The sequence below is a fragment of the Pseudomonas cichorii genome, assembly GCF_018343775.1.
GTDB lineage: Bacteria > Pseudomonadota > Gammaproteobacteria > Pseudomonadales > Pseudomonadaceae > Aquipseudomonas > Aquipseudomonas cichorii.
Genome location: NZ_CP074349.1, coordinates 920,001 through 945,953 on the forward strand (window position 1 = coordinate 920,001; position 25,953 = coordinate 945,953).

Consider the following 25,953-nt stretch of genomic DNA (forward strand, 5'->3'; position numbering starts at 1 on the left):
GCTATTTAGGTAGCGCCTCATGTATCACTGTAGGGGGTAGAGCACTGTTTCGGCTAGGGGGTCATCCCGACTTACCAAACCGATGCAAACTCCGAATACCTACAAGTGCCGAGCATGGGAGACACACGGCGGGTGCTAACGTCCGTCGTGAAAAGGGAAACAACCCAGACCGTCAGCTAAGGTCCCAAAGTCATGGTTAAGTGGGAAACGATGTGGGAAGGCTTAGACAGCTAGGAGGTTGGCTTAGAAGCAGCCACCCTTTAAAGAAAGCGTAATAGCTCACTAGTCGAGTCGGCCTGCGCGGAAGATGTAACGGGGCTCAAACCATGCACCGAAGCTACGGGTATCACCTTCTGGTGATGCGGTAGAGGAGCGTTCTGTAAGCCTGTGAAGGTGAGTTGAGAAGCTTGCTGGAGGTATCAGAAGTGCGAATGCTGACATGAGTAACGACAATGGGTGTGAAAAACACCCACGCCGAAAGACCAAGGTTTCCTGCGCAACGTTAATCGACGCAGGGTTAGTCGGTCCCTAAGGCGAGGCTGAAAAGCGTAGTCGATGGAAAACAGGTTAATATTCCTGTACTTCTGGTTATTGCGATGGAGGGACGGAGAAGGCTAGGCCAGCTTGGCGTTGGTTGTCCAAGTTTAAGGTGGTAGGCTGAGATCTTAGGTAAATCCGGGATCTTAAGGCCGAGAGCTGATGACGAGTGTTCCTAGAACACGAAGTGGTTGATGCCATGCTTCCAAGAAAAGCTTCTAAGCTTCAGGTAACCAGGAACCGTACCCCAAACCGACACAGGTGGTTGGGTAGAGAATACCAAGGCGCTTGAGAGAACTCGGGTGAAGGAACTAGGCAAAATGGCACCGTAACTTCGGGAGAAGGTGCGCCGGTGAGGGTGAAGGACTTGCTCCGTAAGCTCATGCCGGTCGAAGATACCAGGCCGCTGCGACTGTTTATTAAAAACACAGCACTCTGCAAACACGAAAGTGGACGTATAGGGTGTGACGCCTGCCCGGTGCCGGAAGGTTAATTGATGGGGTTAGCGCAAGCGAAGCTCTTGATCGAAGCCCCGGTAAACGGCGGCCGTAACTATAACGGTCCTAAGGTAGCGAAATTCCTTGTCGGGTAAGTTCCGACCTGCACGAATGGCGTAACGATGGCGGCGCTGTCTCCACCCGAGACTCAGTGAAATTGAAATCGCTGTGAAGATGCAGTGTATCCGCGGCTAGACGGAAAGACCCCGTGAACCTTTACTATAGCTTTGCACTGGACTTTGAATTTGCTTGTGTAGGATAGGTGGGAGGCTTTGAAGCGTGGACGCCAGTCTGCGTGGAGCCATCCTTGAAATACCACCCTGGCAACTTTGAGGTTCTAACTCAGGTCCGTTATCCGGATCGAGGACAGTGTATGGTGGGTAGTTTGACTGGGGCGGTCTCCTCCTAAAGAGTAACGGAGGAGTACGAAGGTGCGCTCAGACCGGTCGGAAATCGGTCGTAGAGTATAAAGGCAAAAGCGCGCTTGACTGCGAGACAGACACGTCGAGCAGGTACGAAAGTAGGTCTTAGTGATCCGGTGGTTCTGTATGGAAGGGCCATCGCTCAACGGATAAAAGGTACTCCGGGGATAACAGGCTGATACCGCCCAAGAGTTCATATCGACGGCGGTGTTTGGCACCTCGATGTCGGCTCATCACATCCTGGGGCTGAAGCCGGTCCCAAGGGTATGGCTGTTCGCCATTTAAAGTGGTACGCGAGCTGGGTTTAGAACGTCGTGAGACAGTTCGGTCCCTATCTGCCGTGGACGTTTGAGATTTGAGAGGGGCTGCTCCTAGTACGAGAGGACCGGAGTGGACGAACCTCTGGTGTTCCGGTTGTCACGCCAGTGGCATTGCCGGGTAGCTATGTTCGGAAAAGATAACCGCTGAAAGCATCTAAGCGGGAAACTTGCCTCAAGATGAGATCTCACTGGAACCTTGAGTTCCCTGAAGGGCCGTCGAAGACTACGACGTTGATAGGTGGGGTGTGTAAGTGCTGTGAGGCATTGAGCTAACCCATACTAATTGCCCGTGAGGCTTGACCATATAACACCCAAGCAATTTGCGAAGAGCGGATTGCGGTGTAGTGAAGATGACGAACCGAAAGTTTGCGCCACACACAGATTACCGAAACACCTCTATTACACACCCATTCGCGGGTACGTACCCAAGTACGCACCGGCTACCGAATTTCTTGACGACCATAGAGCATTGGAACCACCTGATCCCATCCCGAACTCAGCAGTGAAACGATGCATCGCCGATGGTAGTGTGGGGTTTCCCCATGTGAGAGTAGGTCATCGTCAAGATTCAAATTCAGAACCCCCATCTGCATATGCAGGTGGGGGTTTTGTCTTTTCATGCCTCATCCAGATTGTCGATATGCCTGAATCGCTCGACCAGGAAATCAATCAAGCTGCGAACCCGGGCCGACAGATGTAACTGCTGTGGATAGACCGCATACACATCCGCTCTAGTCGGAGTCTGGTCCTCCAGCACCAGACGCAACCGGCCGCTGCGCACATACCGGGCGATATCCCATTCGGCCCTGAGCAATATCCCATAACCCTCCAGCGCCCAGTTCAGCGCCACCTCGCCGTCATTACAGCCCAACGCTCCACGTACTTTGATGTTCTGGGTTTTCCCGCCGTTGGTAAAACTCCACACGCCATGGGGCGTTTCGTTCTGCCTGAGGAAAATGCAGTTGTGCTGCTGCAGATCTGACAAGCGCTGCGGCACCCCATGCTTTTCCAGATACAGCGGGGACGCGCATAACAAGCGGCGGTTGGATGCGATTTTGCGGGCATGAAAGGCGGCATCCGGCAGCGTGCCGAAGCGGATGCCCAGGTCAAAACCGTGTGTGGCCAGATCCAGCGGGTGATCGGTGATTTCCAGCTGTATTTCCACTTCCGGGTAACGTGAAAAGAATGCTGCCAATGCCGGCCCGATATAGCGGCGCCCGAAGCCCAGCGATGCATTGACACGAATCAGCCCCTTGGGCGTTGCCCGGCTGCTGCTCACCAACTGCTCGACCTCATCGATCTGAGTCAGGATGCGCGCCGCATGGGAGAAGTACAGCTCGCCCTCGGCAGTCAGGCTCATCGAGCGGGTTGTGCGGTTCACCAGGCGCACGCCAAACCGGGCTTCCAGTGCGCTCAGCCGTTTACTGACGGCTGGAGGTGTGATTCCAAGCTCCCGTGCCGTGGCGGCGAGGCTGCCCTGATTGGCCAGCAAGTAGAAAAAAGACAGGTCCAGAGTCTGATTCATTCGTAACTCAAGGTTATTGATGTAGTTATTTTGAGTAACTCACAGCTTTGTGCTCACTACATATACTCCGCCCACACCCTGCTGAACAGCCTGTTCGGCAGTACAACAAGAACGAATCAAGAGTGGAGTTGAACATGAGCGCATACAAGATTGCTGCAGTTCCAGGTGATGGCATCGGTGTGGAAGTGATTGCCGCAGGTGTCGAGGTTCTGCAAGCACTGTCGAAAAAGTCCGGGTTTGAAATCAATTTCAAACACTTCGACTGGAACTCCGATAACTACCTGAAAAACGGTTACTACATTCCCGAAGGCGGTCTTGAGGAACTGAAAACGTTCGACGCCATTTTCTTCGGTGCAGTCGGTGCCCTGAACGTACCTGACCATATTTCCCTCTGGGGCCTGCGTTTGCCGATCTGCCAGGGTTTCGACCAATACGCCAACGTGCGTCCTGCCCGTGTGCTCCCCGGTGTCAAAAGCCCGTTGCATAACGGCGACCAGATCGACTGGGTCGTGGTGCGGGAAAACTCCGAAGGTGAATATTCCGGTAACGGTGGCCGTGTTCACCGTGGTCTGCCGGAAGAGGTCGCTACAGAGGTGTCGGTATTCACTCGCGCGGGTGTCGAGCGTATCCACCGTTTCGCCTTTGAACTGGCACAAAGCCGTCCACGCAAGCACCTGACCATGGTCACCAAGTCCAACGCCCAGCGTCACGGCATGGTGTTGTGGGACGAGATTTTCTATGAAGTTGCCAAGGATTTCCCGGACGTCAAGATCGACAAGGAGCTGGTCGACGCCGTGACCACGCGCATGGTGCTCAAGCCTTCGACCTTGGACGTGATTGTCGCCACCAACCTGCACGCCGATATCCTGTCCGATCTGGCGGCAGCGTTGTCCGGCAGTCTGGGCATTGCGCCGACCGCCAACCTGAATCCGTCGCGCAAATTCCCTTCCATGTTCGAGCCTATCCACGGTTCTGCCTTTGACATCACCGGCAAGGGCGTTGCCAATCCGGTCGCGACCTTTTGGACCGCTGCCCTGATGCTGGAACACTTGGGCGAAGCTGCTGCGGCCAAGCAGTTGATCTCGGCCATCGAAGCCGTGACCGAAAGCGGCCTGCACACACCTGACCTCGGCGGCAACGCCACCACCCGGCAAATCACCGATGCGGTGATCGAGCTGATCAATCGTTGATTCAAAGTAGTACTGCGGCATAACGCCAGGAGGGCGATCATCGATGCGCCCCCTGGCATTTCCTGACAACAATAAAAAATCAGGGCCCCGTCATGAAAAGAATTCTCTCCAAGCTTTATGTACAAGTGCTTCTTGCCGTCATCCTCGGTGCCGTCGTCGGTGTGCTGGTTCCTGAAACCGGAACAGCGCTCAAACCCCTTGGCGATGCCTTCATCAAACTGATCAAGATGCTGCTTGCGCCGGTGATCTTCCTGACCGTCGTGACCGGCATTGCCCGTATGGAAAACATGAAAGAGTTGGGGCGCGTCGGTTTCCGCGCCCTGATCTATTTCGAGGTGGTATCGACCCTCGCTCTGGTCCTGGGCCTGATCGTCGTCGATGTCTTCAAGCCCGGAGCTGGCATGAACATCGATCCGGCCACGCTGGACACCTCCAGCCTCGCCACTTACACCACCGCAGCCAAACACGCGACGTTCATGGACTTTGTCATGAACATCATCCCCGACACCATCGTGGATGCCTTCGCCAAGGGCAATGTGCTGCAAATCCTGCTGTTCTCGGTGCTGCTTGGCGTTGCCCTGGCGAATGTCGGCCCGCGTGGCAAAGCATTCGTCGACACGCTGGATAGCCTCATGCAAGGCATGTTCAAGATCGTCGGCATGGTGATGCGCCTGGCTCCCATCGGTGCTTTCGGTGCGATCGCCTTCACCATCGGCAAATATGGTTTCGGCTCGCTGTTTTCCCTGGGCAAGCTGATGGCCTGCGTCTACCTCACGTGCGCGGCTTTTGTGATCTTTGTGCTCGGTCCGATCTGCCGTTACAGCGGTTTCAGCCTGTGGAAATTCCTGCGTTTCATCAAGGAAGAGTTGTTCACAGTGCTGGGCACCAGTTCGTCGGAGTCGGTGCTACCGCAGATGATTTCCAAGATGGAGAAAGCCGGTGTTTCCAAGCCGGTGGCCGGGATGATCATTCCGTCGGGCCTGACCTTCAACCCCGATGGGCAGGCGATCTATTACACCATCGCGGCGATTTTCATTGCTCAGGCGACCAACACACCGCTGACTTTGACCGATCAGTTGATCGTGCTCGCCGTGCTGATGTTCACGTCCAAGGGCTCGGCCGGTGTGACCGGTTCCGGGTTCATTATTCTGGCCGCGACACTGGCATCGCTGGGGACCATTCCGGTGGCCGGCATGGTGTTGCTGCTGGGAGTGGATCGGTTCATGTCGGAAGCGCGGGCCATCACCAATACCATCGGCAATGGCGTCGGTACCATGGCAATCGCCAAGTGGGTGGGAGCACTGGATACGGTGAAGATGAACAAGGCGCTCAATGGTGAGCCGGAGGAGATCAAGCCTGAAGCAGCGGCAACGACAACCGGAAATGTTGTCTTGCCAGGTCTGAAAGGCGCTCCCCAGATTTAAAGGAGCACCCTTCATACTTCGGCGCTGTTATTCAGCCAGCGCCGGAGCTTCTTCCTGTTTCACTTCTTCACGACGGCGGATGTATTTCCAGTCCGCCTCGTCGATGTAGATTCCGTTCGGGCCGCTGCCGCCTTCAAGGTCGATGGCTACGTGGGCCGAGACTTGAGGTTTCACGCTCGCCAGAATCGGCACAAAGCCCAGTTGCAGGCTGGTTTCCAGCAACGCTGCCTGGTTCTTTTCATCGATGTCCGCCGCCTCATCCAGGTAGTACGGCAAGCGCACGCGACCGGCCAGATCACGGTCCATCAAGTGCAGCAACAGGTACATGTTGGTCAGCGCCTTGATGGTCATGGTCGTACCGTTGGACGCGGCACCGTCGATGTCGGTGTGGATAACCGGCTGGCCATGAACCTTGGTGATCTCGAACGCCAGCTCAAACAAGTCTTTCAACCCAAGCTGGTTGTGATTGGCCGCGACCAGTCGGGCCAGATACTCCTTGGCTTCTTCGTTCTTGTTGTCCTGCTCGGCACTTTGACTCAGGTCGAAGACGGACAGGGTTTCACCTTCTTCATACTGACCGGCGCTGTGGATGATCTGGTCGATATGCTTGAGGGCTTCCTTGTTCGGCGCAAGGACGATACGGAAGCTGGCCAGGTTGGAAACCTGCCGTTTGTTGATCTCGCGGTTGAACAGCGCCAACTGGTGTTCAAGGCTGTCGTAGTCGCTGCGGATATTGCGCAAGGTACGGGCAATGTCCGTCACCGCTGCACGACGGGCCTTGCCGAGGGTCAGGGCTTCGTCGGTGCGGTGCGCGTAGGCGTTGATCAACAGTTGCAGACGACGCTCCACGTCTTCCTCGCTGTCGAATTTGGCAACACCCTTGAGGCGGACCTGCGCATACAGCGCTTCGATCTGGCCATCGCTGCGCAGCAGGCTTTGCCAACTGTCCTGATAGTCATTGAGCAGCGGCAGCAGGTTGTCCATGGAGTCGTCTACCGGGTCCATGAACGGCGTACCGAATGGCATGTCCGCAGGCAGCAACTGACGGCGGCGCAGCGCGTCATCCAGTGTGCGTTGCTTGGCTTCCATATCGCCGATCTGCCGAGCGACCAGTTGCAGCTTGGCGGACAGTTGCTGGACGCGCTCGGTAAAGGCATCGCTGGAGCGCTTGAGTTCGTCCTGCGCCGCTTCCAGTTGTGCCAGCTCTTCATGCTTGCCGGCTTCTTCCGCGCTCAACGTCTGGCAGCGACGGAAGTCTTCCAGCGCCTTTTGAGCGTCCAGAACCTGTTGATACAAGGCTTCGGTCTGGGTCTTGCTGGCGGCACGGTCGGCAGCGACGGCCTGCTGGGTTTTCAGTTGCTTGAGCTCTTTCTCCAGACGTTCTTTCTGATCGCGCAATGCGGCGCGATCCGCCAGTGCCTGCAAGGCGGGCGGCTCGATATTCGACAGGTTGATGGACAAACCCGGCACCTGGAACTGGTCGCCCTTGAAGCCATCGAGGATGGTTTCCAGAGACTTGACCCACGCGTCGCCGTCGTCCAGCGCAATGCCTTGCTCACCCAGCGGCAGGCTGAACAGCGCGCTGTTGAACAGGCGCATCAGGCGCTCGACGTCCGGTTGCGAGAACTCTTCGCGTAGACGTGCATAGCTGTTGTTGTCGGCGTGATCGAGTTGTTGCTTGACCGACTTCAGGCGTTTTTCCAGATCCCGCAGACGCTCTTCCAGGTCCTCGGCGCTGAACTGACGGGACTGGGCCAGCGCACCGGCCAGTTCGTCGTGAGCATCCTTGGCGGCCAGCAGTTGCTGCTCCAGCACCTTGACGTCATCGACCAGCGCGAAGCGGTTCTTGAGGACCGACAGCTCGCCGATCCAGCGCTGAATGCTGCTGATCTCACGCTCCAGTCGCATCAGTTCCTGAGTGCTGTTGCGCTGATCATTCTGCATCTCGTCCTGCTGGGCACGGTAATGCTCGGCCTGGATGACCAGCTCTTCCTTGCGGGCGCTGGAGTAGTCCGACCAGGTGCCGAGCAACGAGTCCAGCAATGGCGACAGGCGATGCAGCTTGCCGCGCAGGATGTCGCGTTGCTTGACGCCAGCGGCCAGGGCTTCGACCAGCGGGCCGGCGAGTACCAGCGAGTTGTAGTCCTGTTCCATGCGCCGCACGTCGCGGAACGCTTCTTCGCAGGCGGCGATGTAATCGACGCTGCCGGAACGCAGGCTGTGCTCGAAAGCATCCAGGAACAGCTGCTTGAGCTTGGCCGCAGTGATTTCGCGCATGTGCAGCAGGTTGATGAACAGGGCGCGGAAGGTCTTGAGGCTCTGTTCGCTGGTAGAGCGCAGTGGAATCAGCGTCAGGTCCAGCGGGATCGACGTGTGGCCGCCCACCAGCAGGCGACGCAGTTCGTCCGGCTTCAGTTCGTAAGCTTTCAGGCCCTTGCTTTCCAGATTGCTGAACAGCTCTTTCTGTCGAAGGCAGGTGTCGTTCTTCTGGTAATGGCTCAGGTCCAGCTCACCGGCATAGGCGAAGAACTGGTGCCCGAAGCCGCCACCCGGGCCGCGACCGACGACGCCGATCACGTGCGGGCCGTGGGGCAGGGAAACTTCCACCAGAATGTAACTGGTGTCCGAGGCGAAGTAGAAACGGCGCGATTGCTCCAGGCTGTACTTGCCGAAGCTCATGTCCGACATGCGCGCCAGGATCGGGAACTGCAAGGCGTTGATCGAAGCACTCTTGCCCAGATTGTTTGCGCCGTAGACCGACAGCGGGTTTTCCAGCGGGAACAGACCCAGGCTGTAGCCCGCGGTGTTCAACAGGGCAAAACGGCGGATGCCATAACGTTCCTGGCTCATGCGTCCATCTCCTGTTGTTCTTCAGCAATTGCGCGTGCCAGGGCCTGCTCTTCGGTTTCTTCGGCGAACTCGGCCAGATCCAGCGGATCGTCGGTTTGTAGCAGTTTCTCGTCGCTGTCGTCATCGATCAGGATCGGTGTCGGCAGAGGCAGGTCGCTGTGCAGGCTGGCGGCCAGATCACGGTCCTGCTGCACCGACAGGCACACATCAAGGAAGCGATGCATCGGCGGCAGGAAGCGATAGATACCCACTTCTTCACTGGCAAAACCCAGTTGAGTCATGCGGCGCATGATCTTCTCTTCGAGTTCTTCCTGAGTCTGGACTTCAGCCTGCAAGAACAGGTCGCGGTATTTATCCAGCATCGAAGGCAGCTCATCGCGGCCCAGGGTGCCGCCGTCGAGCACGGCCATCGGATCGCGACCCTGGTCGGCCAGATGCTCGACGAGGATGAAGGTGAACAGCGCCAGACGCTGCGCAGTCTTGTTGACCTGTGCGGCGGCCAGCTCCGGGACGAAGTAGTAGAAACCGCGGGTATCGCAGACCAGCTCGAAACCCAGCGCCTTGAACAGCGTGCGGTACTGGTCCTGGGCATTGGAGAGTTGGGCATACAGCTCCGGGTCGCGGCGGCTGATGTGATAGCCCTTGAACAGCTCGCGAAAGATCGGCGCAAGCTGGGACATTTCGGAAAGATCAAGATGCATGAAGGGTGCTCTCGGAATTCTCTGGCTGCTCGTCTCGGGTCGAGAGCAGGGCGAAGGAGCGCAGGCTGACGCGGTGCTCCTGAGTGAAATACTCGCGACGCTCCAGGCGTTCGCGGGCGAAGCGCTTGTCACGGGACAGGCGCGAGAACCAGTACAGCAACTCGTCGGTGGCGCCGTTGGGTTCCTGCTCCAGCAGCCAGACCATCAGGTCCGGCAGCGGCAGAGCGTCTTCGCAGCGTTCGAGCATTTCCTTGACGGTACGCGGTGCCTGAGGCGGTGCGCCCTTGCGTGCAGTGCCGCTGGCCTTGGGGAATTTTGCGGGTTTGGGTTCAAAGCGGGCCAGTGCGTAGACATAAGCCTCGACCTGGCTGGCGCTGCCCAGAAACGTACTCTGCGGACGGGTGAACATCGGCATCGCCGCCTGCGGCACGGCATCCAGCCCTTTGCGGCGAATAGCCGACAAGGCCAGCGCGGCGCCACGGGTTACGGCGTTATGGCGACGGGCTTCCTCGCGCAGCGGCAGCAGCAGTTCACGCGCATGACGCAGGGTGAGCTGGGCGCTGGTCTGCATTTCCAGGATGCGCGCATGGGTGCGCAACAGCATGTCGTCGTCCACCAGATGACCAAGACGCTGCTGTTCGGTCAGCAGGCGCAACAGCACGTTCTCGACCTTGCGCACGCCTTGCTCAAATGCGCCGTCGGCGTTGACCAGCTGAATCATCGGTTCGACGTATTCGTCCCAGGTCGCGAGCACCTCGGCGTAGCGCTGGCGCAGTGGGATCTGACGGTCGCTGGTCTTGGCGCGATCGGCAACGGCCACCAGTGCCTGTTCGTCGTTGGCGAGTTTTTTCAGGACATCGCGCACGCGCATGTCCAGCAGGCGCAACTGGCGGGCCAGATCGCTGGCGTCGCGAATGTCGAAGGCATCCTGAATGTAACCGGCCAGTCGCTCCAGATGGCGCAGATAGGCTTCGATTTCCAGGCATAACCCCAGACGGTGCTCGCGGCGCAGATAGGACAGGAAGTCATGGATCTGCGCATTGAGCTCGAAACGGTTCGGGCTTTTGGCGACAGGCACCAGAATATCCAGACGAATCCACACATCCAGCAGGTTGGTGATGTCTTGCGGTGTGCTGTCCAGCTGCTGAGCGGCCAGTTGCAGACGCAGTTCGCTCAGGCTCAGCGTGCCCTGGTCGAAGTGTTCGCATAAAGGCTCGAGTAGCGCCCAGTGCTCGGCAAGGGCGCGCAGGACGCGCTTGGGTTCGATCATTGGTAGGCCGACTGTTGGCAAGTGAAAAGGAGCGATTGTACTGCATCAGCCACTGAAGATTTCACCTCCCGGCGATCAACTGCGGCGCGAATCTGCGAAGAGCGCTAGAATTGCGCGCTTAACTTATCCACAGGTGGCCGACCTTTGCTCAACGAGTCCCGTCGCCGCGCCTATTTGACTGCCATGCAGGTGGTCAACTGGCTGCCGCGCACTGAACTGCCTTTCGCTGCCCCGTCCCGTGCGGAGCTGCTTGCGCCGTTGCCGGTGGAGGTCGAAAGCATTGCGCCTGTCGTGCCTGAAACGCCGGTTGCCGCCCAATCTCCAGTGGCCCCAGGCGCCGCGCCGGTTGCGCGTCAGGCCGAGCGGCCGAAGATCGAAGTGCCTCGTCCATCCTCCGCCAGTAAAAGCGCTCCAGTGGCTGCGGCAGAAGAGACCGAGGCCACACCGACGGTCAAGGCCGTTGTCGTACCGCCACCGCGTTTCTCCTTGCAACTGCTGCGTGCCGGGCGTTGCCTGCTGCTGGTTGAGCTGCCTACCGGGCAGCCATTCCAGAGTCGCGACCCTGCTTACCTGTTGCTCAAGGACATGCTGCGCGCTGCCGGTTTGCCCGATAGCCCGCAGATTATCGGCGAGCCTGTGCGCTGGCCGCTTCTGGTTCGCGGCAACATGGATCAGGGGCCTGATGCAGCGCGTGATTTCGTGCAGGGCTTTGTTGCTGCCCGCCTTGAAGACGAACCCTGTGCCTGCCTGTGGCTGATCGGACTGCCTGCCGTGCGCTTTGCCGGTGAGGCCGAAGCCGAAGCGTTCAACCGTGAACTGCAAGTCGAAGGTCTTGGAGCCGCGTGGGCGCTGCCAGGGCTTGAATTACTGATGGACGAGCCGCATCGCAAGGCGGACGTCTGGCAAGCCATGCGTCGGCTGATGGCGCGCTGGAAATCCATAGATGAGTGACGCAATAACCTTTCGCCCGATGACCGAAGCAGATCTGGATGCGGTATTGAAGATCGAGTATGCCGCCTTCAGTCATCCCTGGACGCGAGGCATCTTTCTCGAAGGCCTGAAATCCTATGACATCTGGCTGATGTTCGAGGGCGCGCAACAAGTAGGGCATGGCGTCATTCAGGTCATCATCGATGAAGCGCACTTGCTCAACATTACCGTCAAGCCTGAGAGCCAGGGCCGCGGTCTGGGGTTGCGTTTGCTTGATCATCTGATGAAACGTGCCTACGAACTCAACGGACGTGAGTGCTTCCTGGAACTGCGCGACAGTAATCGAGCCGCCTATCGTTTGTATGAAAACTATGGTTTCAACGAGATCGGTCGGCGTCGGGATTACTACCCGGCTGTCGGAGGACGCGAGGATGCAGTCGTGATGGCCTGTACGCTGCTTGAGTAATTGCCACCGGCGCAAATAGCTCGCAAGTAGTGGCACCTTGGCGTGACTTGGCGTGTGGAGCGCGAGTCAAATCTGGGCATCATTATCGAGGCGTCATAGCATGAACGATCTACAAGACCTGATTGATAACAACGAGCGTTGGGCCGATGCGATCAAACAGGAGGACCCTGAGTTCTTCGCCAAGCTGGCTCGCCAGCAAACCCCTGAATATCTCTGGATCGGCTGCTCGGATGCACGCGTTCCCGCCAACGAGATCGTAGGCATGTTGCCTGGCGATCTGTTCGTACACCGCAACGTGGCCAACGTTGTGCTGCACACCGACCTGAACTGCCTGTCAGTCATTCAGTACGCGGTTGATGTACTGAAGGTCAAACACATCCTCGTGACCGGGCACTATGGTTGCGGTGGTGTGCGCGCTTCCATGCAGGACCGTCAGTTCGGCCTGATCGATGGCTGGCTGCGTACGATTCGCGACCTGTATTACGAAAAGCGTGAAGAGTTGGCGAAACTGCCGACCGAGGAAGAGCAGGTTGATCGCCTGTGCGAACTCAACGTGATTCAGCAGGTGGCCAACGTCGGTCATACCAGCATCGTGCAGAACGCCTGGCATCGTGGCCAGAGCCTGTCGGTGCATGGCTGCATCTACGGCATCAAGGATGGCCGCTGGAAAAGCCTGGACACGACCATCAGCGGCCCTGAGCAACTGCCGCCGCAATACCGCCTGCGTCCTCTGTAACCCCGTGGGAGCGAATTCATTCGCGAATGAATTCGCTCACGGTTAAAGCACAAACCTCTGCACCATCATGTTCAGATCCGTGGCCAGCATCGACAATGCGTTGCTGGCTACGGTGGTCTGTTGTGCGCCCGATGCCGTCTGGCTGGACAGGTCGCGAATGCTGCTCAGGTTACGGTCCACTTCACCGGCCACCTGGGCCTGTTGTTCGGCGGCGCTGGCGATCATCAGGTTGCGGTCGTTGATGGTCGTGGTCGAGCTGATGATCACCGTCAGGGCTTCACCCGTTGCTGCTGCCTGTTCCAGCGTCTGGTTGGCCTGGGTCGCGGTATGGCGCAGGGCATTTGCCGTTTCCTGAGTGCTTTGCTGAACACCGTTGATCAACCCTTCGATTTCCGTTGTCGAGGCGCTGGTGCGTTGCGCCAGAGAGCGTACTTCATCGGCGACAACCGCAAATCCGCGACCCGCTTCACCGGCCCTTGCAGCCTCAATGGCAGCGTTGAGCGCCAGCAGGTTGGTCTGGTTGGCGATGGCGCGAATCACATCGAGAATGCTGCTGATATTCTGGGTCCGTTCGGCCAGTCCTTCTGCCTGATGGGAGGAGTCCAGCACATTGCTGGTCAGTTCCTTGATCGAACTGATGGTGGCCGACAACCTGTCCCGACCTTGTGCTGCCGCGTGATTGGAAGCTTCCGATTCGGTCACGGTATTGCTGGCATTGCCTGCCACTTCCACCGCTGCCTGACTCATCTGGTTGACGGCGACGGCGGCCTGTTCGATTTCATTGTTTTGCATCTGCAGGTTGAGCGCGCTGGCCTCTGCGATGGTGCCCATTTCCTGCACGGACTGGGAAAGCTGGGTCGCTGCGGCATAAATCTGGTCGATGGTGCCGTGCAGGTTGCTGCGCATGCGCCCCAGCATCATGAGCAGTTGCGCGGGCTCGTCCTTGCCCTGAGGGATGGCCTGTTCGGTCAGGTCGCCTTCGGCGATGGTATTGGCAATGTGCAGCGCATGACGCACGGGATGGATGATGCTCACGCTCAAGCGCCACGCCAGCAAAAGGGTCAGCGCCAGGGCCAGTCCGATGGCACTCAGGGCGATGATGCGGGTCTGGTTGTAGCTGGCGCTGGCAGCTTCGACGGCAGTCGCGGCGCTTTGCTTGTTGAGTTCGCGCAGCAGTTGCACCTGCATGTCCATCAGGTCGCCCTGCAAGGACAGCATGGTGTTGGACAGCATCCGGGCTTCGTCCAGCTTGTTTTGCTCGATGAGGCCTATCTCGTCCTGAAGGCCGGGCATGAATGCGTTATAGGCTTCCTGCAAGGCGATGATCGAATCATGCTCGGTGCCAGCAGGCACACGGGCCAGATAGTCCGTGAAGCCTTTCTCGACTTCATTCTTGAGTTGTTCGACGTTGATCTTGCTGTTGATCACCGCACCAGGATCATCGGCATTGGCAATCAGGCGCGTGGTTTCGCTGCGCAGCTTCACCAGGTTGATCGCAATGGCATCGGCCATCGCAATACTGGGCAGGGCGCCGCTCTCCACGGCTTCTCCCTGATTGCGAATATCCTGCATCTGAAACAGGCAGAAAGCTCCCAGCGCAACCATCAGCAACGAGGTGATGCCGAAACACAGCACCAGGCGCGAAGTGATCTTGAAGCGGCGCAATACCGTCGTTCCGGATTGCTTGCGCAAAAAACGAGGCAGGAATTTTTTCACGGCAAACAACCCCTATAGGCGGCATTTCGAAGAGCCGTTTATAAGGCTGTTATGTGATGTCTTTATGACATCCAATGGTGTCGGGTGATTTTGGCGTCAAAAATCTGCGACATGCTCAGGACGCGCCTATTTCTTCCATCAACTCATCCAGAAACCGCTTCAATCGCGTATGCCTGACCTGCGCCATTTGCGCGCCGGTAGGGGTCTGGAAGCCATCGGCCAGATTCAGCAGTTTGGTGTGAAAGTGATCGACCGCAAAATGCTTGTCGTCATAAGGCCGATCGGCCGCCTGAGGGTCCTGCGAATCATAGAGAAAACTGCCCATCCGTCCCGATACATAAAACACGCGAGCCACGCCCACCATGCCCATGGCGTCGAGCCGGTCGGCGTCCTGCAGGATTCTGGCTTCGAGTGTCACAGGGGTAATGGCTGCCGAAAAACTGTGCGCTTCGATGGCATGGGCCACAGCGGCGATTCGTGTCTCGTCCCAACCCGTTTCGGTCAGCAGCTCCGTTGCCTTGGCCGCTGCCAGCCGTGAAGCGCTGGCGCGAAAGGGCGAATCCTTTTCGACCGAGACACAGTCATGCAGTACGGTCGCCGCCAGGAGGATTTCCTGATCCCCGCCCTCATGATTGCGAATGGCGCAGACGTTCTTCCAGACCCGCAACAAGTGAGAGATATCGTGTGAACCATCGAACCTCTTCGCTTGAGTGTGCGGGATCAGCAATCTGGCGAGGTCTTGAAAGGGAGCGAAACCGGCGTATGTCATCGATGAAATCCTGAAGAAACCTGTACAAGTAAAGCACCCTCTGCAACGGCGTTCGACAGGGTTGCAGAGCGCTATCCCCCTGAAAACGGAAAAACCCTTTATAATCCATGGTTTTTCCCCACCTTCGATGTGAGAAACGCTGTGAGCTTACCGTCCTGCCCGAAATGCAATTCCGAGTACACCTATGAAGACGGCGCCATGCTGGTCTGCCCGGAATGCGCCCATGAGTGGTCTGCTGACGGCAGCAGTGCAGAGTCTTCCGAAGATGTGAAAGTCATCAAGGATTCTACCGGCAACGTGCTGCAGGACGGCGACACCATCACCGTGATCAAGGACCTGAAGGTCAAGGGCTCTTCGTTGGTGGTCAAGGTTGGCACCAAGGTCAAGAATATCCGTCTGGTGGACGGCGACCACGATATCGACTGCAAGATCGACGGCATCGGCGCCATGAAACTGAAATCCGAGTTCGTGCGCAAGGTTTGAGTCTAGTGCTGCATCGCTTGACCTGAACGCCTCGCCGGTCGCTTCCCGACCGCGAGGCGTTTGTGTTTTAGGTTCATTTGCACCGCGCTAGGGTAGAGTGACGGCTCTTCAAGGAGAGAACCACATGCCTTCAACCCCCGCGCCTTACTTGCAGGCCGATGAGTGCGTCGTGCTGTTCGATGGCGTATGCAAACTGTGTAACGGCTGGGCGAAGTTTCTCATCCGGTACGACACTTCCCGGCGTATTCGTCTGGCCACCGTGCAGTCCACTGAAGGGCAGGCGCTGCTGAAGTGGGCGGGCTTGCCGGTCGATCAGTTCGACACCATGGCGGTGATCGTCAATGACCGCGCGTTGCTGCGCTCCGATGCCTTTCTGTACGTCATGCGACAGATGCCGGAGCCTTGGTCCTGGCTGGTCGCGTTACGCATTGTGCCGCGCCCCTTGCGCGACTGGGGATACGATCGCATTGCCTTGAACCGCTATCGCCTGTTTGGTCGTTACGACAGTTGTCTGCTGCCGACGGCCGACCATGAGCAACGCTTTCTCAAGGCCGCGGCCCGTGAGTGAGTTGCAACGCATTGCCTGGGTCGCCCGTGCCGGTCTGGCACTGATGTTCTTCTACCATGGGCTGGTGCCGAAGATCCTGTGGCTCAGCCCGGGTGAACTGGAAATGATCCAGGCCCACGGTTTTGCTGATGCGCGCTGGGTTGCCATGTTGAGTGGTGCTGCGGAAATCGGGCTGGCTGTCTGCTTGCTTTCGGGGTATTTCAAGCGAGCTTCAGTGATTATCAGTGCGGTCGTGCTCGCCGTGCTGTTGATTGATGTGGCTCTTGTCAGCCCTCACTTTCTTGTTCAGGCGTTCAATCCCGTTTCCCTGAACGGGGCCGGTCTGGCCTTGTGCGCCGTGGCCTGGCTGGCCGAGCGCCCGCAACGAAAGCCGGCAGGCTGAACGGCTACCGGCTGTCACCGCACAGGCTCACGTGTTGTGATCCATGCGATCCAGACGTAGAATTCGCGTCATCTGGTTGTATCCCCCATACCCACAATAATCCACATCGCACGCTGCGCTCGTTCATGCATTCACGGGCGGGGCGTTTTTGCGTTTGTTGCCGAAGGGGGCTGGCCTGATTTTGCGGTACAGGTGCCATGCAGGATTCATATGCATGGCGAACGGCTACTCCTTTGAGCGTTGCACATTCTTGATGAATACCCCTCCAGAGGTTCGTACCGGTAGCTGGCTTGGCGTGATTGCCCTGGCGCTGGCTGCCTTCATTTTCAATACAACCGAATTCGTGCCTATTGGCCTGTTGAGCAATATTGGCGAAAGCTTCGACATGACCACGGCGCAGGTCGGCCTGATGCTGACGATCTATGCCTGGGTCGTTTCGCTGATGTCCCTGCCGATGATGCTGATCACCCGCAACATCGAGCGGCGCAAGTTGCTGATCTGCATCTTCATGCTGTTTGTCGTGAGCCATATTCTCTCGGCCACGGCTTCAAGCTTCGGCATGTTGCTGGTCAGCCGCGTCGGGATTGCCTTCGCTCACGCGATTTTCTGGTCGATCACCGCATCGCTTGCCGTGCGCATTGCGCCGCCGGGCAAGCAGGTCCAGGCATTGGGCTTGCTGGCAACAGGCACTTCGCTGGCCATGGTGCTGGGTATTCCGTTGGGACGTGTGCTGGGCGAGGCGCTGGGGTGGCGCACGACCTTCATGGGCATTGCCGGGATTTCCGCGCTGACTGTATTGCTGCTGAGCCGCACGCTGCCGCTGTTGCCCAGCCAGAACTCCGGCTCGCTCAGAAGCCTGCCGATCCTGTTCAAGCGTCCACGGCTGGTAGCCATCTATGCATTGACCGCGACCGTCGTCACTGCGCATTTCACTGCTTACAGCTACATCGAGCCCTTTGCCCAGACCGTGGCGCACCTGAGCGGCGAGATGACGACCGTGTTGCTGCTGTTGGCTGGCGGCGCGGGGATCATCGGTTCCATCGTGTTCAGCCTGTTCAGCAGTCGCTTCCCCAATGGCCTGTTGATCGCATCCATCACATTGGTAGCGCTGTGCCTGTTGATGCTGCTGCCGTTCTCGAGTCAGGCGGCTGCGCTCGGTTCATTGAGTGTGGTGTGGGGCATGGCCATGATGTGTTTCGGGCTGCTGCTGCAGGCCAGAGTCCTGACCCTTGCGCCGGATGCTACCGACGTGGCGATGTCGCTGTTTTCGGGCATCTTCAATATCGGGATCGGCGGCGGTGCCCTGCTGGGCAGCGTGGTGAGCAGCCAGTTGGGCGTTTCAAACGTAGGGATCGTGGGTGGCCTGGTGGCCGTTGGCGGGTTACTGCTGTGCTGCGTGAGTACTTACCTTTTCAGCAAACAGGATTCTGCTGCTGCGCTGCAGGCCGACAGCAAGTGTTGACCTGATCGGGGCTGTTGAGAGATCAACAGCCCCTGCGTTTCCTTCCTCTGGACTTCAGGCCTTGAGCCTGCCCAGCCACTCCAGGGATGTTCTCCAGATACAGATCCCCATGAAGTAGGCCGACATGGCGAACCACAGCCCCATGATCATCGGCCCATTGTGTGGGTGGTTGATGATCAGCGAGGCGCTGCACAGCAGCCAGACCGTGGTGACCGCGATATTGATCGGCATGAACTTGCGCACGCGGAACGGATGCAGGAATTTCATGCGGGTCAGCGTCAGCAGCGCCAGGCCGACAATGGTCAGGAACGTGACCCAAGGCGTTGGCGACAGAATGTAAAGGCTCAGGGCGACCACGTTCCAGGCGGCCGGGAAGCCCTGGAAATAGTTGTCCTTGCTTTTCATGTCGACGTTGCAGAAGCAGAACAGCGACGAGACCAGAATGATCGAGATGCTTAACAGCAGGGTGAATTCCGGCAACGGGATATAGCGGTAAATGAACAACGCCGGGATAAAGACGTAGGTCAGATAGTCGATCACCAGATCCAGTGCCGAGCCGTCGAAGTGCGGCAGTACCGAGTGAGTGTTGACCTTGCGCGCCAGCGAGCCGTCGACGCCGTCCACGATCAGGGCGACGCCCAGCCAGAGCAGACAGGCCTTGGGCTCATTATTGAACAGTGCAATGGTTGCCAGAAACGCAAGGACTACGCCTGTGGCGGTAAAGCCGTGAGCACCCCATGCGTTAAGCCTGGCTATGCGTTGATTGGTTATCACGGGACGCTCTCCAGAAAGTAATGCGTGTCAGTGTTACAAATAAGACCTTCAGATTGTGTGAAAACGCAGCAACGCCGGGCGTAGCAGTGTTCACAAAATCTGGTAGCTACTATCGACCCGGCAATCGCCGATAAGGTTCAGCGGTGACTATCGCTCGTTTTGCCGTCATTTTCCAGAAAACTGCTGTCCGGCGAGGACCGCTCGTCCTTGTACTCTTCCGGTTCGACGAAGCAGGTGGGCGCAGAGCCATTAGCGTTGAGCTGATTGATCAGGGTCGGTTCGCCACGCTCATTGAAGAAGACCTGGCCGATACCTGCCGAATTCCATAACCGCTCACCGGCCTTGCTGTGTTGCGGCGTGCGCGGAATGACTTTCATGCGCCGACGTTTGGTGAACCAGTTGAGCGGCGAGCGCGGCGAGTAGAGCCAGCGGTTCAGGCGATCGAAGGTGTCGAGCAGGCGGCGGGGAAACTCGTTCTTGATGCCGCTGCTGGTGATCTGCCAGATGCGTGGCCCGCCGCTGCGCTTGCGAATCAGGATTTCGTAGACGAACGAATAATGCACGTCTCCGGAAAGGATGACGTAGTTCCCCGGCGTCCTGGAATGACCAAAAATGTTGAGAATGACCTGTGCGGCCCCGCGATGCGCCATCCAGTTTTCCGCATCCACCAGCAACGGATAACCGAGCCAGCTGAATACCCGCTGGATAGCCTCTATCAGCTTGACCCCGAACACGGGCGCTGGCGACACGATGATTGCGGCCTTGTGGTCGAGCAACTCTTGCTGCAGTTCGCTGAGCGCTTCCCAGTCCATCAGGCCTGAGGGCTGACTGAAGTTCCACTCACTGCGCCAGCGCCGGGTACGGGTATCGAGCACCACCAGCGCCGGGCTGGTAGGTAAAACGTAGTGCCATTGCTGGAAGTGCAGCAGTTTGTCGATCACGGCATCCTGGGTCTTGCTGGCCCAGCGATTGTCATGCTCCTTGACCTCGGTGCTCAACGCCTCGACCTGCTGGATCAGATCATCAAGCGCATCGGGGTTGTTGCCCCAGCCCTGGCACAGCAGATAGGCGAGCAGGGCGTTGCCGATGATGCGTTTGGAGAACGGATGGCCGTAGGCGCTTTCTTCCCAATTGGCCGACAGGTTCCAGTCATCGGTGATGTCGTGGTCATCGAAAATCATCATGCACGGGAGATGCGCCATCGCTCGTGCAGCGCCACCCAGGCTGTTTCTGAAATCGTCGATCAGGTGCTGCTCTCTGGCATAGCGTTCACGCTGTTCGGCGTCGAGCTTCGGCATGTCCGGTTCGATCAGCGTCCAGGGTGTTGGCGACCAGACCAGCAGATACATTGCCATGACTTCAGCCAGCGTGACCAGGTGGTTATCCGCCGAACTGCTGGTGAAAACCGGCTTGCTGACACCGCCAAAGAACCGCTCGCGCAGAGTGTCGTTGCTCTTGAGGGCTGGCAGCAGATCGGCGCGCTGGTAATAGCTGGCCGGATGCTGATAAAGATCGACGCTGTCATCGACCACCGCGCCTTCAAGCCGCTCCCCGAACAGGCCAAGGCGTTCGATCAAGGCATGGATTGCACGCAGCATGGGGCCGGCAACGTCGTCGGCGTAAACCTGATCGCCGCTCATCATCAGCAGTGCCGGGCGATCCAGCGGATCTTTGGTATCGGCCAGCAGACGATCAACACACAACAGGCCGTCAGTCGCAGGATGATGCGGTTTGCGGCATGAGCCGTGGAGCATATGGTCGATCTTGCTGCGCACCACAAAGTTCGGGCTGTCGGTTTCGGCGTACAGCAAATGAGGCGCCCAGTCGGCGATGCCGCTGTGTCGTTCGTCATCGATCAACAGGTCGTAATCGATCAATACATCCTTGGGCAGTTCGGTATCCAGCTTCACGTCAATCAGATGCACAAAGGCATGGCGTCCTACGGCGATGACCTTGCACTGCCCGGCATCAAGAGGATAGTCCGTGCAGGTTCGTGCCCCGTTGGCGTCGGTAAATTGCAAGCGCAAGGTCAGGGAAAGCGCTTGTGACCCTGTCAGCCATAGCACCAGACGGTTTGCTTCCTGACGACGCAAGAGAGGGCCAGCGAGTACAGCGGGTAGGGGTGGAAGCTTTTCGGCGGGGGGTACGGACATCCTGGGTTCAGGCTCTGACTGAATTTCGACCAGAAATGGTAACGCAGGCTGTGTGAAAAATTCCTCCAGGCGCTGTCAGGCATTCGGAACAGAATGTTTCAAAACGATACCGAAGAGCGGGCATGAAAAAGCCGATGCCAGAGGGTCTGGCATCGGCTTTTGTGGAGCGGATCAACTCGTCAGAGGTATCAGAGTGTCCATTTCAGCGAGAACATCAGGTTGCGCGGGTCGCCGTAGACGCCGCTACCGGTACCGGTCGGGATGCCCTGCCAGTATTTGGTGTCGAACACGTTATTGAAGTTGACGCGGCCATCCCAGTGCTCGTCGAACTTGTAGCCAGCCATCAGGCCGACGACGGAGTAAGCATTCTGAGTCGCGTAGCCGGTGCCGACACGGTTGAAGGTTTCGCTCTGGGCAAGAACGTCTGCACCGACGCGCCACTTGCTCAAGTCGCCTTGCAGGTTGTAGCTGGTCGCGGCCTTGAAAAGGTGCTTGGGTTGGTCCGCGGCAAACAGACGGCCTTCATTACGCTCGACGGCATCCTTGACGTACTGGCTCAGCACATAGGTGTAGGCTGCGGAGAACTGCCAGTTCGGAGTCAGGGCACCGCTGATCTCGGTGTCGATACCTTGGCTGCGAACTTCGCCAGAGGCTGCGTAGCAGTTGGTCCCAGGCCGATTGCCGGTGCAGACACTCTGATCCGGTACTTGGTAAGCACGGTTTTGCTGCGTCATGTCGAACAGAGCTACCGAGGCGTTCAGTGCACCCTCAAAGTATTCACCTTTCAGGCCGATTTCATAACTTTCACCTGTCATCGGGTCTAGCACCGAGCCGGAGGCGTTTTCTTCACTCTGCGGTTTGAAGATCTCGGTGTAGCTGGCATAGACCGAATAGGTATCGTTCAGGTCATAGATAATGCCCGCGTATGGGGTGACTTCCTGGGTGACTTTATAGTCGCCCTCGCCAGTACGGTTGTTGTAGTCATACCAGGTCAGTCGGCTGCCCAGGATGACATGCAGTGGATCGATCGGGTTGAAACGGGCCGCTGCATAAACAGCCTTTTCAGTCGATGTGTTTTTGCTTTGGTAGGCATTGCGGTCAGCCCGGGAAGGCTTGGCGATAACGCTATGGCTGAAATTATAGATATCTACGGACGGGGACGCTGACCACCAGCCGCCGACCTGATCGAATTTCTCCTGACGACGGCTCGCGCCGATGGTCAACTCATGTTCGCGTCCGAACAACTGGAACGGGCCGGAGAGGGAGCCGTCGATATTGGTCTGCACATCGGTAGTATCGTATTGGCCGGAAGACTGGGTAAATCCAGTGCTGCCACCGTAGTTCAGGTAGCTGGAAAAGGTATTGGACTCGCCCCAGATCTTCGCGGCTGCCAGCTTGGCGTTCCAGCCATTGTCGAAGCGGTGGGTCAGGTCGGTGAATACGCTGACGTTATCGCGGTCCCAATAGGCCCAGTCGTTACTCAGGAAGGTGGAGCGCGACAGGTGCAGGTTTTCGCCATTCGGGCCGGACGGCAGGCTGCCCCAGTCCGAAGTCGCATCATCGCGCTGCTTGGAGGCACCGATGCTCCAGGTGGTGGCATCGTTCAGGTCGGTTTCCAGAATGCCGTAAAAGGTCTGGCGCTGTTTGTCGCGTTCATCGACAAAACTCTTGTTGTCTTCATAAGCTGCCACAAAGCGTCCACGCACAGTGCCGGACTCGTTCAGCTTGTTGGAGGCATCGACTTCAGTGCGATAGCGATCCCAACTGCCAGCGCTGGTGGTGATGCTGACCTGCGGCGTTGCGGTAGGACGCTTACGCACCATATTCAAAGTTGCCGACGGGTTACCTGCGCCGGTCATCAGGCCAGTAGCACCGCGCACCACTTCAACGCGGTCGTAGATGGCCAGATCAGCTTCGGAAATGGTGTCTTGGGTGAAGGTTCCAAGACTGCTCGGCAAACCGTCGTACATCACATTATCGATGGTAAATCCGCGTGCCAGGAATTGCTGACGATCCTGACCGAACTTGCGCAGGGTCACGCCCGGTGCGTATTTGACGACGTCGTTGAGGTCATTCATGCCTTGGTCATCCATTCGCTGGCGCGTGATGACACTGACCGACTGAGGTGTTTCACGGATCGACAATGGCAGTTTGGTCGCTGTACTCATCGAGCCTGTGGTGTAGGACTTGGTGCCTTCGGTGGTCGCAACCCCGGCAAGGCTTGTATCGGCATTGATATTCACGTTACCCAGCGATACCGGACCTTCTGCCTGCTGCCGGAAGACCTGAGCAGAATTGCCCTGCACGGTTGCGCCGAGACCGCTACCGGCCAGCAACTGATTCAGCGCTTGCGCCGGCTCCAGATTGCCGCGTACGGCTGGCGCCTGCTTGCCTGCGACTGACTGGGCATCGAAGGTCACTTGCATGCCACTGACCTGACTCAGTTGAGTCAGAGACGACGACAGGGATTGAGATGGCAGGTTCAAGCTGACAGGAGCAGCCAGTGCAACGGCCGAAAGGCCTAGTGCCAGGGCACCGGTCAACGTGGGAATAAAGGGACGAAGCATCTCGTGATTCCTAGAGGGGCATGAAGACTTGGCAGCTTTGCGAGAGGCGTAGCGGGGGGCGCTCGACATGGCAAAGGGCAGCGTGAAGCGCAGGATTTAACAATTTTTTCACAAGTATGTAAATACAAACGATTTGCAATTGCTCCTTTATTTGTGTTCGTTTCTGCGCCGATGCCTTGCGTGCCTGATGGTGAGGCATTCTGTGATGCAAGCCTGGCTGGGTTGTGGGCCTGCTGAGGATGAAGAAGCTCAGTCTAGAGCCTTGGCTTTATCCGACAGGTGGTGGAATCAGAAGACAGTGGCTCAGGATTATCGAGCGGGTGAATTGGAGTATTCGAGGGTGTGGGAGAGGATTGCTGAACGCCAAAAACAAGAAAGCCCGCACGAGGCGGGCTTCTTGTTGAACTTGGTGGTACACAGTCATTTGAACCTGATCAGTAATATACTGAATTTAAAGTAGTTTTGTTTTTTGTGTTTTTGTAGGGATACACATGGGGATACACGGTGCCGATTGCTGGGTGGGATTTTGGACTTCCCGGATGCTGATTCTTCACGCTAAGACGCCTATTTATTCCCTCCGACGAATGGTATCTGCGGAGCCTACTTCGCTTTATTGGGCTGCCATTTTGGTACTGGCACCTGATCTGTTTTTGATCCCTGTCCTGTGACGGCGTAAACCGTGACACACGGCCATCCATTCATCTTGACAGTGTGCCTGATCCCGTTTTTCTTCAGGTTCAATATCTGGCCTGCTTTGGTACGGGCACCGGTGAGTTCGCACACTTCTTCATGGGTGAGAAATTCAATCATCAACGCTCCTCGATTATTCCTGTCCACTCCGTCGAGCAATCGGCTCCGGATCGACCGGCTTTTACGAGCAGATCGCAAAACTACCCTGCATCTGGGTAGTTTCCCAATTTCGGTATAGCGGCAGCCATCCAGATAACTCAGCCGGTTGCCAAGCAATTCCGTGGCAACCTGTGTGGAAACCTTGCCCTGGAAACTGTCGCGTGACGCACGACATGTTACACGCCCACCGGCGTAACCTTGCCCGTAACCATGGCAGCGTAACCGGCAGTGGTAACCAGGCAGATCCGTGGATACCGAGTGGATACCAGCACCCTGTATCGAGGGAGTGGTTATGTTCACCACTCCTGCAGGCGGCCAACTCGCCACCGGTTAAATGTGAGCCTCGATCACCTTTACCAGCCCAGGGCGGCACTGGCTGCCGGATCTGGCGCAGAGTGCTGATTCTGGCTGGCCAAGGTCGAGACTACCAATATTGGTAATTTCGACTCCCCAGACCAGACCAGTGAACTGAAACCCGGTGTTTCAATCTGACCCGGCTGGCAGGTCCAAATACGGGAAAATCCCGTATCTAGGCCCAGCCAACCGCATATGACTTCGGACGAATTTCGTACGGAGTCATCAACCGGACGCAATACGTACGCTTGCTCAAAAGTACGTTTCACGTTGATTTGAAATCTGTCCCCAGGACACATCTGTTCCGACGAATTTCGTTGGAACATTCCCAAATGAGTACTGGGCCTGTCCACCGCTGGTGGATGGTCCAAATCTGGACCATGGGCCTGGCCCCCCATTTCGGCATGGCAGGTGCTGGCGCTGGAAGCCTGTCGAGTCGCCGCACGTTAGAGCACGGTGCTTTAACAGTAGGTTAACGTTAAGGGGGGGGGGGAATTGAGCTCGCTAACGCCCAAGTAACGGTATGAGCGTTACCGTACATGATCTCGCGTGTACGCACGTAAAGCCTGCGTACCTCACTGCGTACCAGTTGAGTGCGTACTCCCTTGGTCGAGGAGATCGGCTGAAAATTTAGCCGATGTTTTACTGTGCCAGCGCGGGGCTGAACGATTCGTTCACTCCTGCCAACGGAGTGCTCGCGCTCGTAGGGGGTGTTGTCGCGATGTACAACGGTGTTGTCTATCTGCCCATCATCCAGCAGGACTTATTTGCCGATCGGCCAGAACTTGTCCTGCCCGGCAGGCACAGTTGGACGAGTCTTCGCGCACTCCAGACTGCGCGAAATCAGTGCGCGAAATTGAGCAGCATTCCGGCTCAGGCCGCGTCGAGCCGTTAGCCGTGCATCCGCCAGCCCGACATGAACGTGGTCCTGCGCAGCTCTGGTGCCAAGGCCTCTGTCCAGTTGTCTCCTCGATGCCTGCGCATCTTCACCGTGGACCATTTCAGCCC

General features: G+C 57.6%; 19 protein-coding genes, 2 rRNA genes and 1 pseudogene (1 of these 22 cut by a window edge). 11 read left to right on the forward strand and 11 right to left on the reverse strand.

From position 1 onward, the window contains the following. Together KGD89_RS04095 and rrf are read left to right on the forward strand one after the other, a co-directional pair. Window positions 1-2,080: ribosomal RNA gene (locus KGD89_RS04095) — 23S ribosomal RNA — on the forward strand; it begins 812 nt to the left of the window's first position. Window positions 2,081-2,227: 147 nt separating this feature from the next. Beyond that, window positions 2,228-2,343, forward strand: a 5S ribosomal RNA gene (gene rrf / locus KGD89_RS04100). Between the two features lie 49 nt (window positions 2,344-2,392). Here rrf and KGD89_RS04105 read toward each other — a convergent pair. Then, on the reverse strand, window positions 2,393-3,301 hold the full coding sequence (locus tag KGD89_RS04105) for a LysR family transcriptional regulator (RefSeq protein WP_025258543.1): 909 nt from the start codon (window positions 3,299-3,301) through the stop codon (window positions 2,393-2,395). A 134-nt stretch (window positions 3,302-3,435) separates the two neighbouring features. On the opposite strand from KGD89_RS04105, the gene KGD89_RS04110 reads away from it, so the two are divergent. After that, on the forward strand, window positions 3,436-4,491 hold the full coding sequence (locus KGD89_RS04110; protein ID WP_025258544.1) for a tartrate dehydrogenase: 1,056 nt from the start codon (window positions 3,436-3,438) through the stop codon (window positions 4,489-4,491). A 92-nt stretch (window positions 4,492-4,583) separates the two neighbouring features. Beyond that, window positions 4,584-5,915: a dicarboxylate/amino acid:cation symporter gene (locus KGD89_RS04115; protein ID WP_025258545.1), complete on the forward strand. Its 1,332-nt coding sequence runs from the start codon at window positions 4,584-4,586 to the stop codon at window positions 5,913-5,915. 27 nt (window positions 5,916-5,942) lie between these two features. Here the strand turns inward: KGD89_RS04115 and mksF are convergent, their stop codons facing one another. The 3 genes from mksF to mksB are packed head-to-tail and all read right to left on the reverse strand — an operon-like array spanning window position 5,943 to window position 10,736. After that, window positions 5,943-8,765: an Mks condensin complex protein MksF gene (gene mksF, locus KGD89_RS04120; RefSeq protein ID WP_025258546.1), complete on the reverse strand. Its 2,823-nt coding sequence runs from the start codon at window positions 8,763-8,765 to the stop codon at window positions 5,943-5,945. Continuing rightward, window positions 8,762-9,466: an Mks condensin complex protein MksE gene (gene mksE, locus KGD89_RS04125; RefSeq protein WP_025258547.1), complete on the reverse strand. Its 705-nt coding sequence runs from the start codon at window positions 9,464-9,466 to the stop codon at window positions 8,762-8,764. The genes mksF and mksE overlap by 4 nt, the downstream gene beginning before the upstream one ends. Then, entirely contained in the window at window positions 9,456-10,736 is a 1,281-nt protein-coding gene (gene mksB / locus KGD89_RS04130) for an Mks condensin complex protein MksB (protein ID WP_025258548.1), read from the reverse strand. Before mksB ends, mksE begins: the two co-directional genes overlap by 11 nt. A 144-nt stretch (window positions 10,737-10,880) precedes the next feature. Between mksB and KGD89_RS04135 the strand changes: the two genes are divergently transcribed. From KGD89_RS04135 to can, 3 genes are all read left to right on the forward strand, one after another. Beyond that, complete coding sequence (locus KGD89_RS04135) at window positions 10,881-11,687, forward strand: hypothetical protein (RefSeq protein WP_025258549.1); 807 nt, start codon at window positions 10,881-10,883, stop codon at window positions 11,685-11,687. Continuing rightward, complete coding sequence (gene rimI, locus KGD89_RS04140) at window positions 11,680-12,132, forward strand: ribosomal protein S18-alanine N-acetyltransferase (protein ID WP_025258550.1); 453 nt, start codon at window positions 11,680-11,682, stop codon at window positions 12,130-12,132. Before KGD89_RS04135 ends, rimI begins: the two co-directional genes overlap by 8 nt. Window positions 12,133-12,232: 100 nt before the next feature. Further along, on the forward strand, window positions 12,233-12,868 hold the full coding sequence (can, locus tag KGD89_RS04145; RefSeq protein ID WP_038399747.1) for a carbonate dehydratase: 636 nt from the start codon (window positions 12,233-12,235) through the stop codon (window positions 12,866-12,868). Window positions 12,869-12,910: 42 nt separating this feature from the next. Here can and KGD89_RS04150 read toward each other — a convergent pair whose 3' ends face one another. The 3 genes and pseudogenes from KGD89_RS04150 to KGD89_RS04155 form a co-directional block, all read right to left on the reverse strand. Continuing rightward, the gene (locus tag KGD89_RS04150; RefSeq protein WP_404940689.1) at window positions 12,911-14,062 is read right to left on the reverse strand and encodes a methyl-accepting chemotaxis protein; all 1,152 of its coding nucleotides are present in this window, start codon (window positions 14,060-14,062) and stop codon (window positions 12,911-12,913) included. Then, window positions 14,042-14,473 (reverse strand): annotated as a pseudogene (locus KGD89_RS26305) (MCP four helix bundle domain-containing protein); the annotation flags it as partial. The pseudogene KGD89_RS26305 and the gene KGD89_RS04150, both read right to left, overlap by 21 nt. 226 nt (window positions 14,474-14,699) lie before the next feature. Then, window positions 14,700-15,353 carry an HD domain-containing protein gene (locus KGD89_RS04155; RefSeq protein ID WP_025258552.1) on the reverse strand — a complete coding sequence of 218 codons (654 nt, stop codon included), beginning with the start codon at window positions 15,351-15,353 and terminating at the stop codon, window positions 14,700-14,702. A 141-nt stretch (window positions 15,354-15,494) separates the two neighbouring features. Here KGD89_RS04155 and KGD89_RS04160 point away from each other — a divergent pair, with 141 nt between their 5' ends. The 4 genes from KGD89_RS04160 (at window position 15,495) to KGD89_RS04175 (ending at window position 18,248) form a co-directional block, all read left to right on the forward strand. Beyond that, window positions 15,495-15,836, forward strand: a complete 342-nt coding sequence (locus KGD89_RS04160; protein WP_025258553.1) for a zinc ribbon domain-containing protein YjdM — start codon at window positions 15,495-15,497, stop codon at window positions 15,834-15,836. 124 nt (window positions 15,837-15,960) lie between these two features. Continuing rightward, window positions 15,961-16,404: a thiol-disulfide oxidoreductase DCC family protein gene (locus tag KGD89_RS04165; RefSeq protein WP_025258554.1), complete on the forward strand. Its 444-nt coding sequence runs from the start codon at window positions 15,961-15,963 to the stop codon at window positions 16,402-16,404. Continuing rightward, window positions 16,397-16,786, forward strand: coding sequence for a DoxX-like family protein (locus tag KGD89_RS04170; RefSeq protein ID WP_025258555.1), 390 nt, complete (start codon window positions 16,397-16,399; stop codon window positions 16,784-16,786). The genes KGD89_RS04165 and KGD89_RS04170 overlap by 8 nt, the downstream gene beginning before the upstream one ends. A gap of 253 nt (window positions 16,787-17,039) precedes the next feature. Then, on the forward strand, window positions 17,040-18,248 hold the full coding sequence (locus KGD89_RS04175) for a sugar transporter (protein WP_117148178.1): 1,209 nt from the start codon (window positions 17,040-17,042) through the stop codon (window positions 18,246-18,248). A 54-nt stretch (window positions 18,249-18,302) separates the two neighbouring features. Here KGD89_RS04175 and pcsA read toward each other — a convergent pair whose 3' ends face one another. The 4 genes from pcsA to KGD89_RS04195 form a co-directional block, all read right to left on the reverse strand. Then, complete coding sequence (pcsA, locus tag KGD89_RS04180; protein ID WP_025258557.1) at window positions 18,303-19,022, reverse strand: phosphatidylcholine synthase; 720 nt, start codon at window positions 19,020-19,022, stop codon at window positions 18,303-18,305. A gap of 137 nt (window positions 19,023-19,159) precedes the next feature. Continuing rightward, window positions 19,160-21,175 carry a metallophosphoesterase family protein gene (locus KGD89_RS04185; protein ID WP_025258558.1) on the reverse strand — a complete coding sequence of 672 codons (2,016 nt, stop codon included), beginning with the start codon at window positions 21,173-21,175 and terminating at the stop codon, window positions 19,160-19,162. 188 nt (window positions 21,176-21,363) lie between these two features. Further along, the gene (locus KGD89_RS04190; protein ID WP_025258559.1) at window positions 21,364-23,742 is read right to left on the reverse strand and encodes a TonB-dependent siderophore receptor; all 2,379 of its coding nucleotides are present in this window, start codon (window positions 23,740-23,742) and stop codon (window positions 21,364-21,366) included. A gap of 600 nt (window positions 23,743-24,342) precedes the next feature. After that, window positions 24,343-24,552, reverse strand: coding sequence for a DUF4224 domain-containing protein (locus KGD89_RS04195; RefSeq protein WP_038399748.1), 210 nt, complete (start codon window positions 24,550-24,552; stop codon window positions 24,343-24,345). Window positions 24,553-25,953: the final 1,401 nt, after the last annotated feature.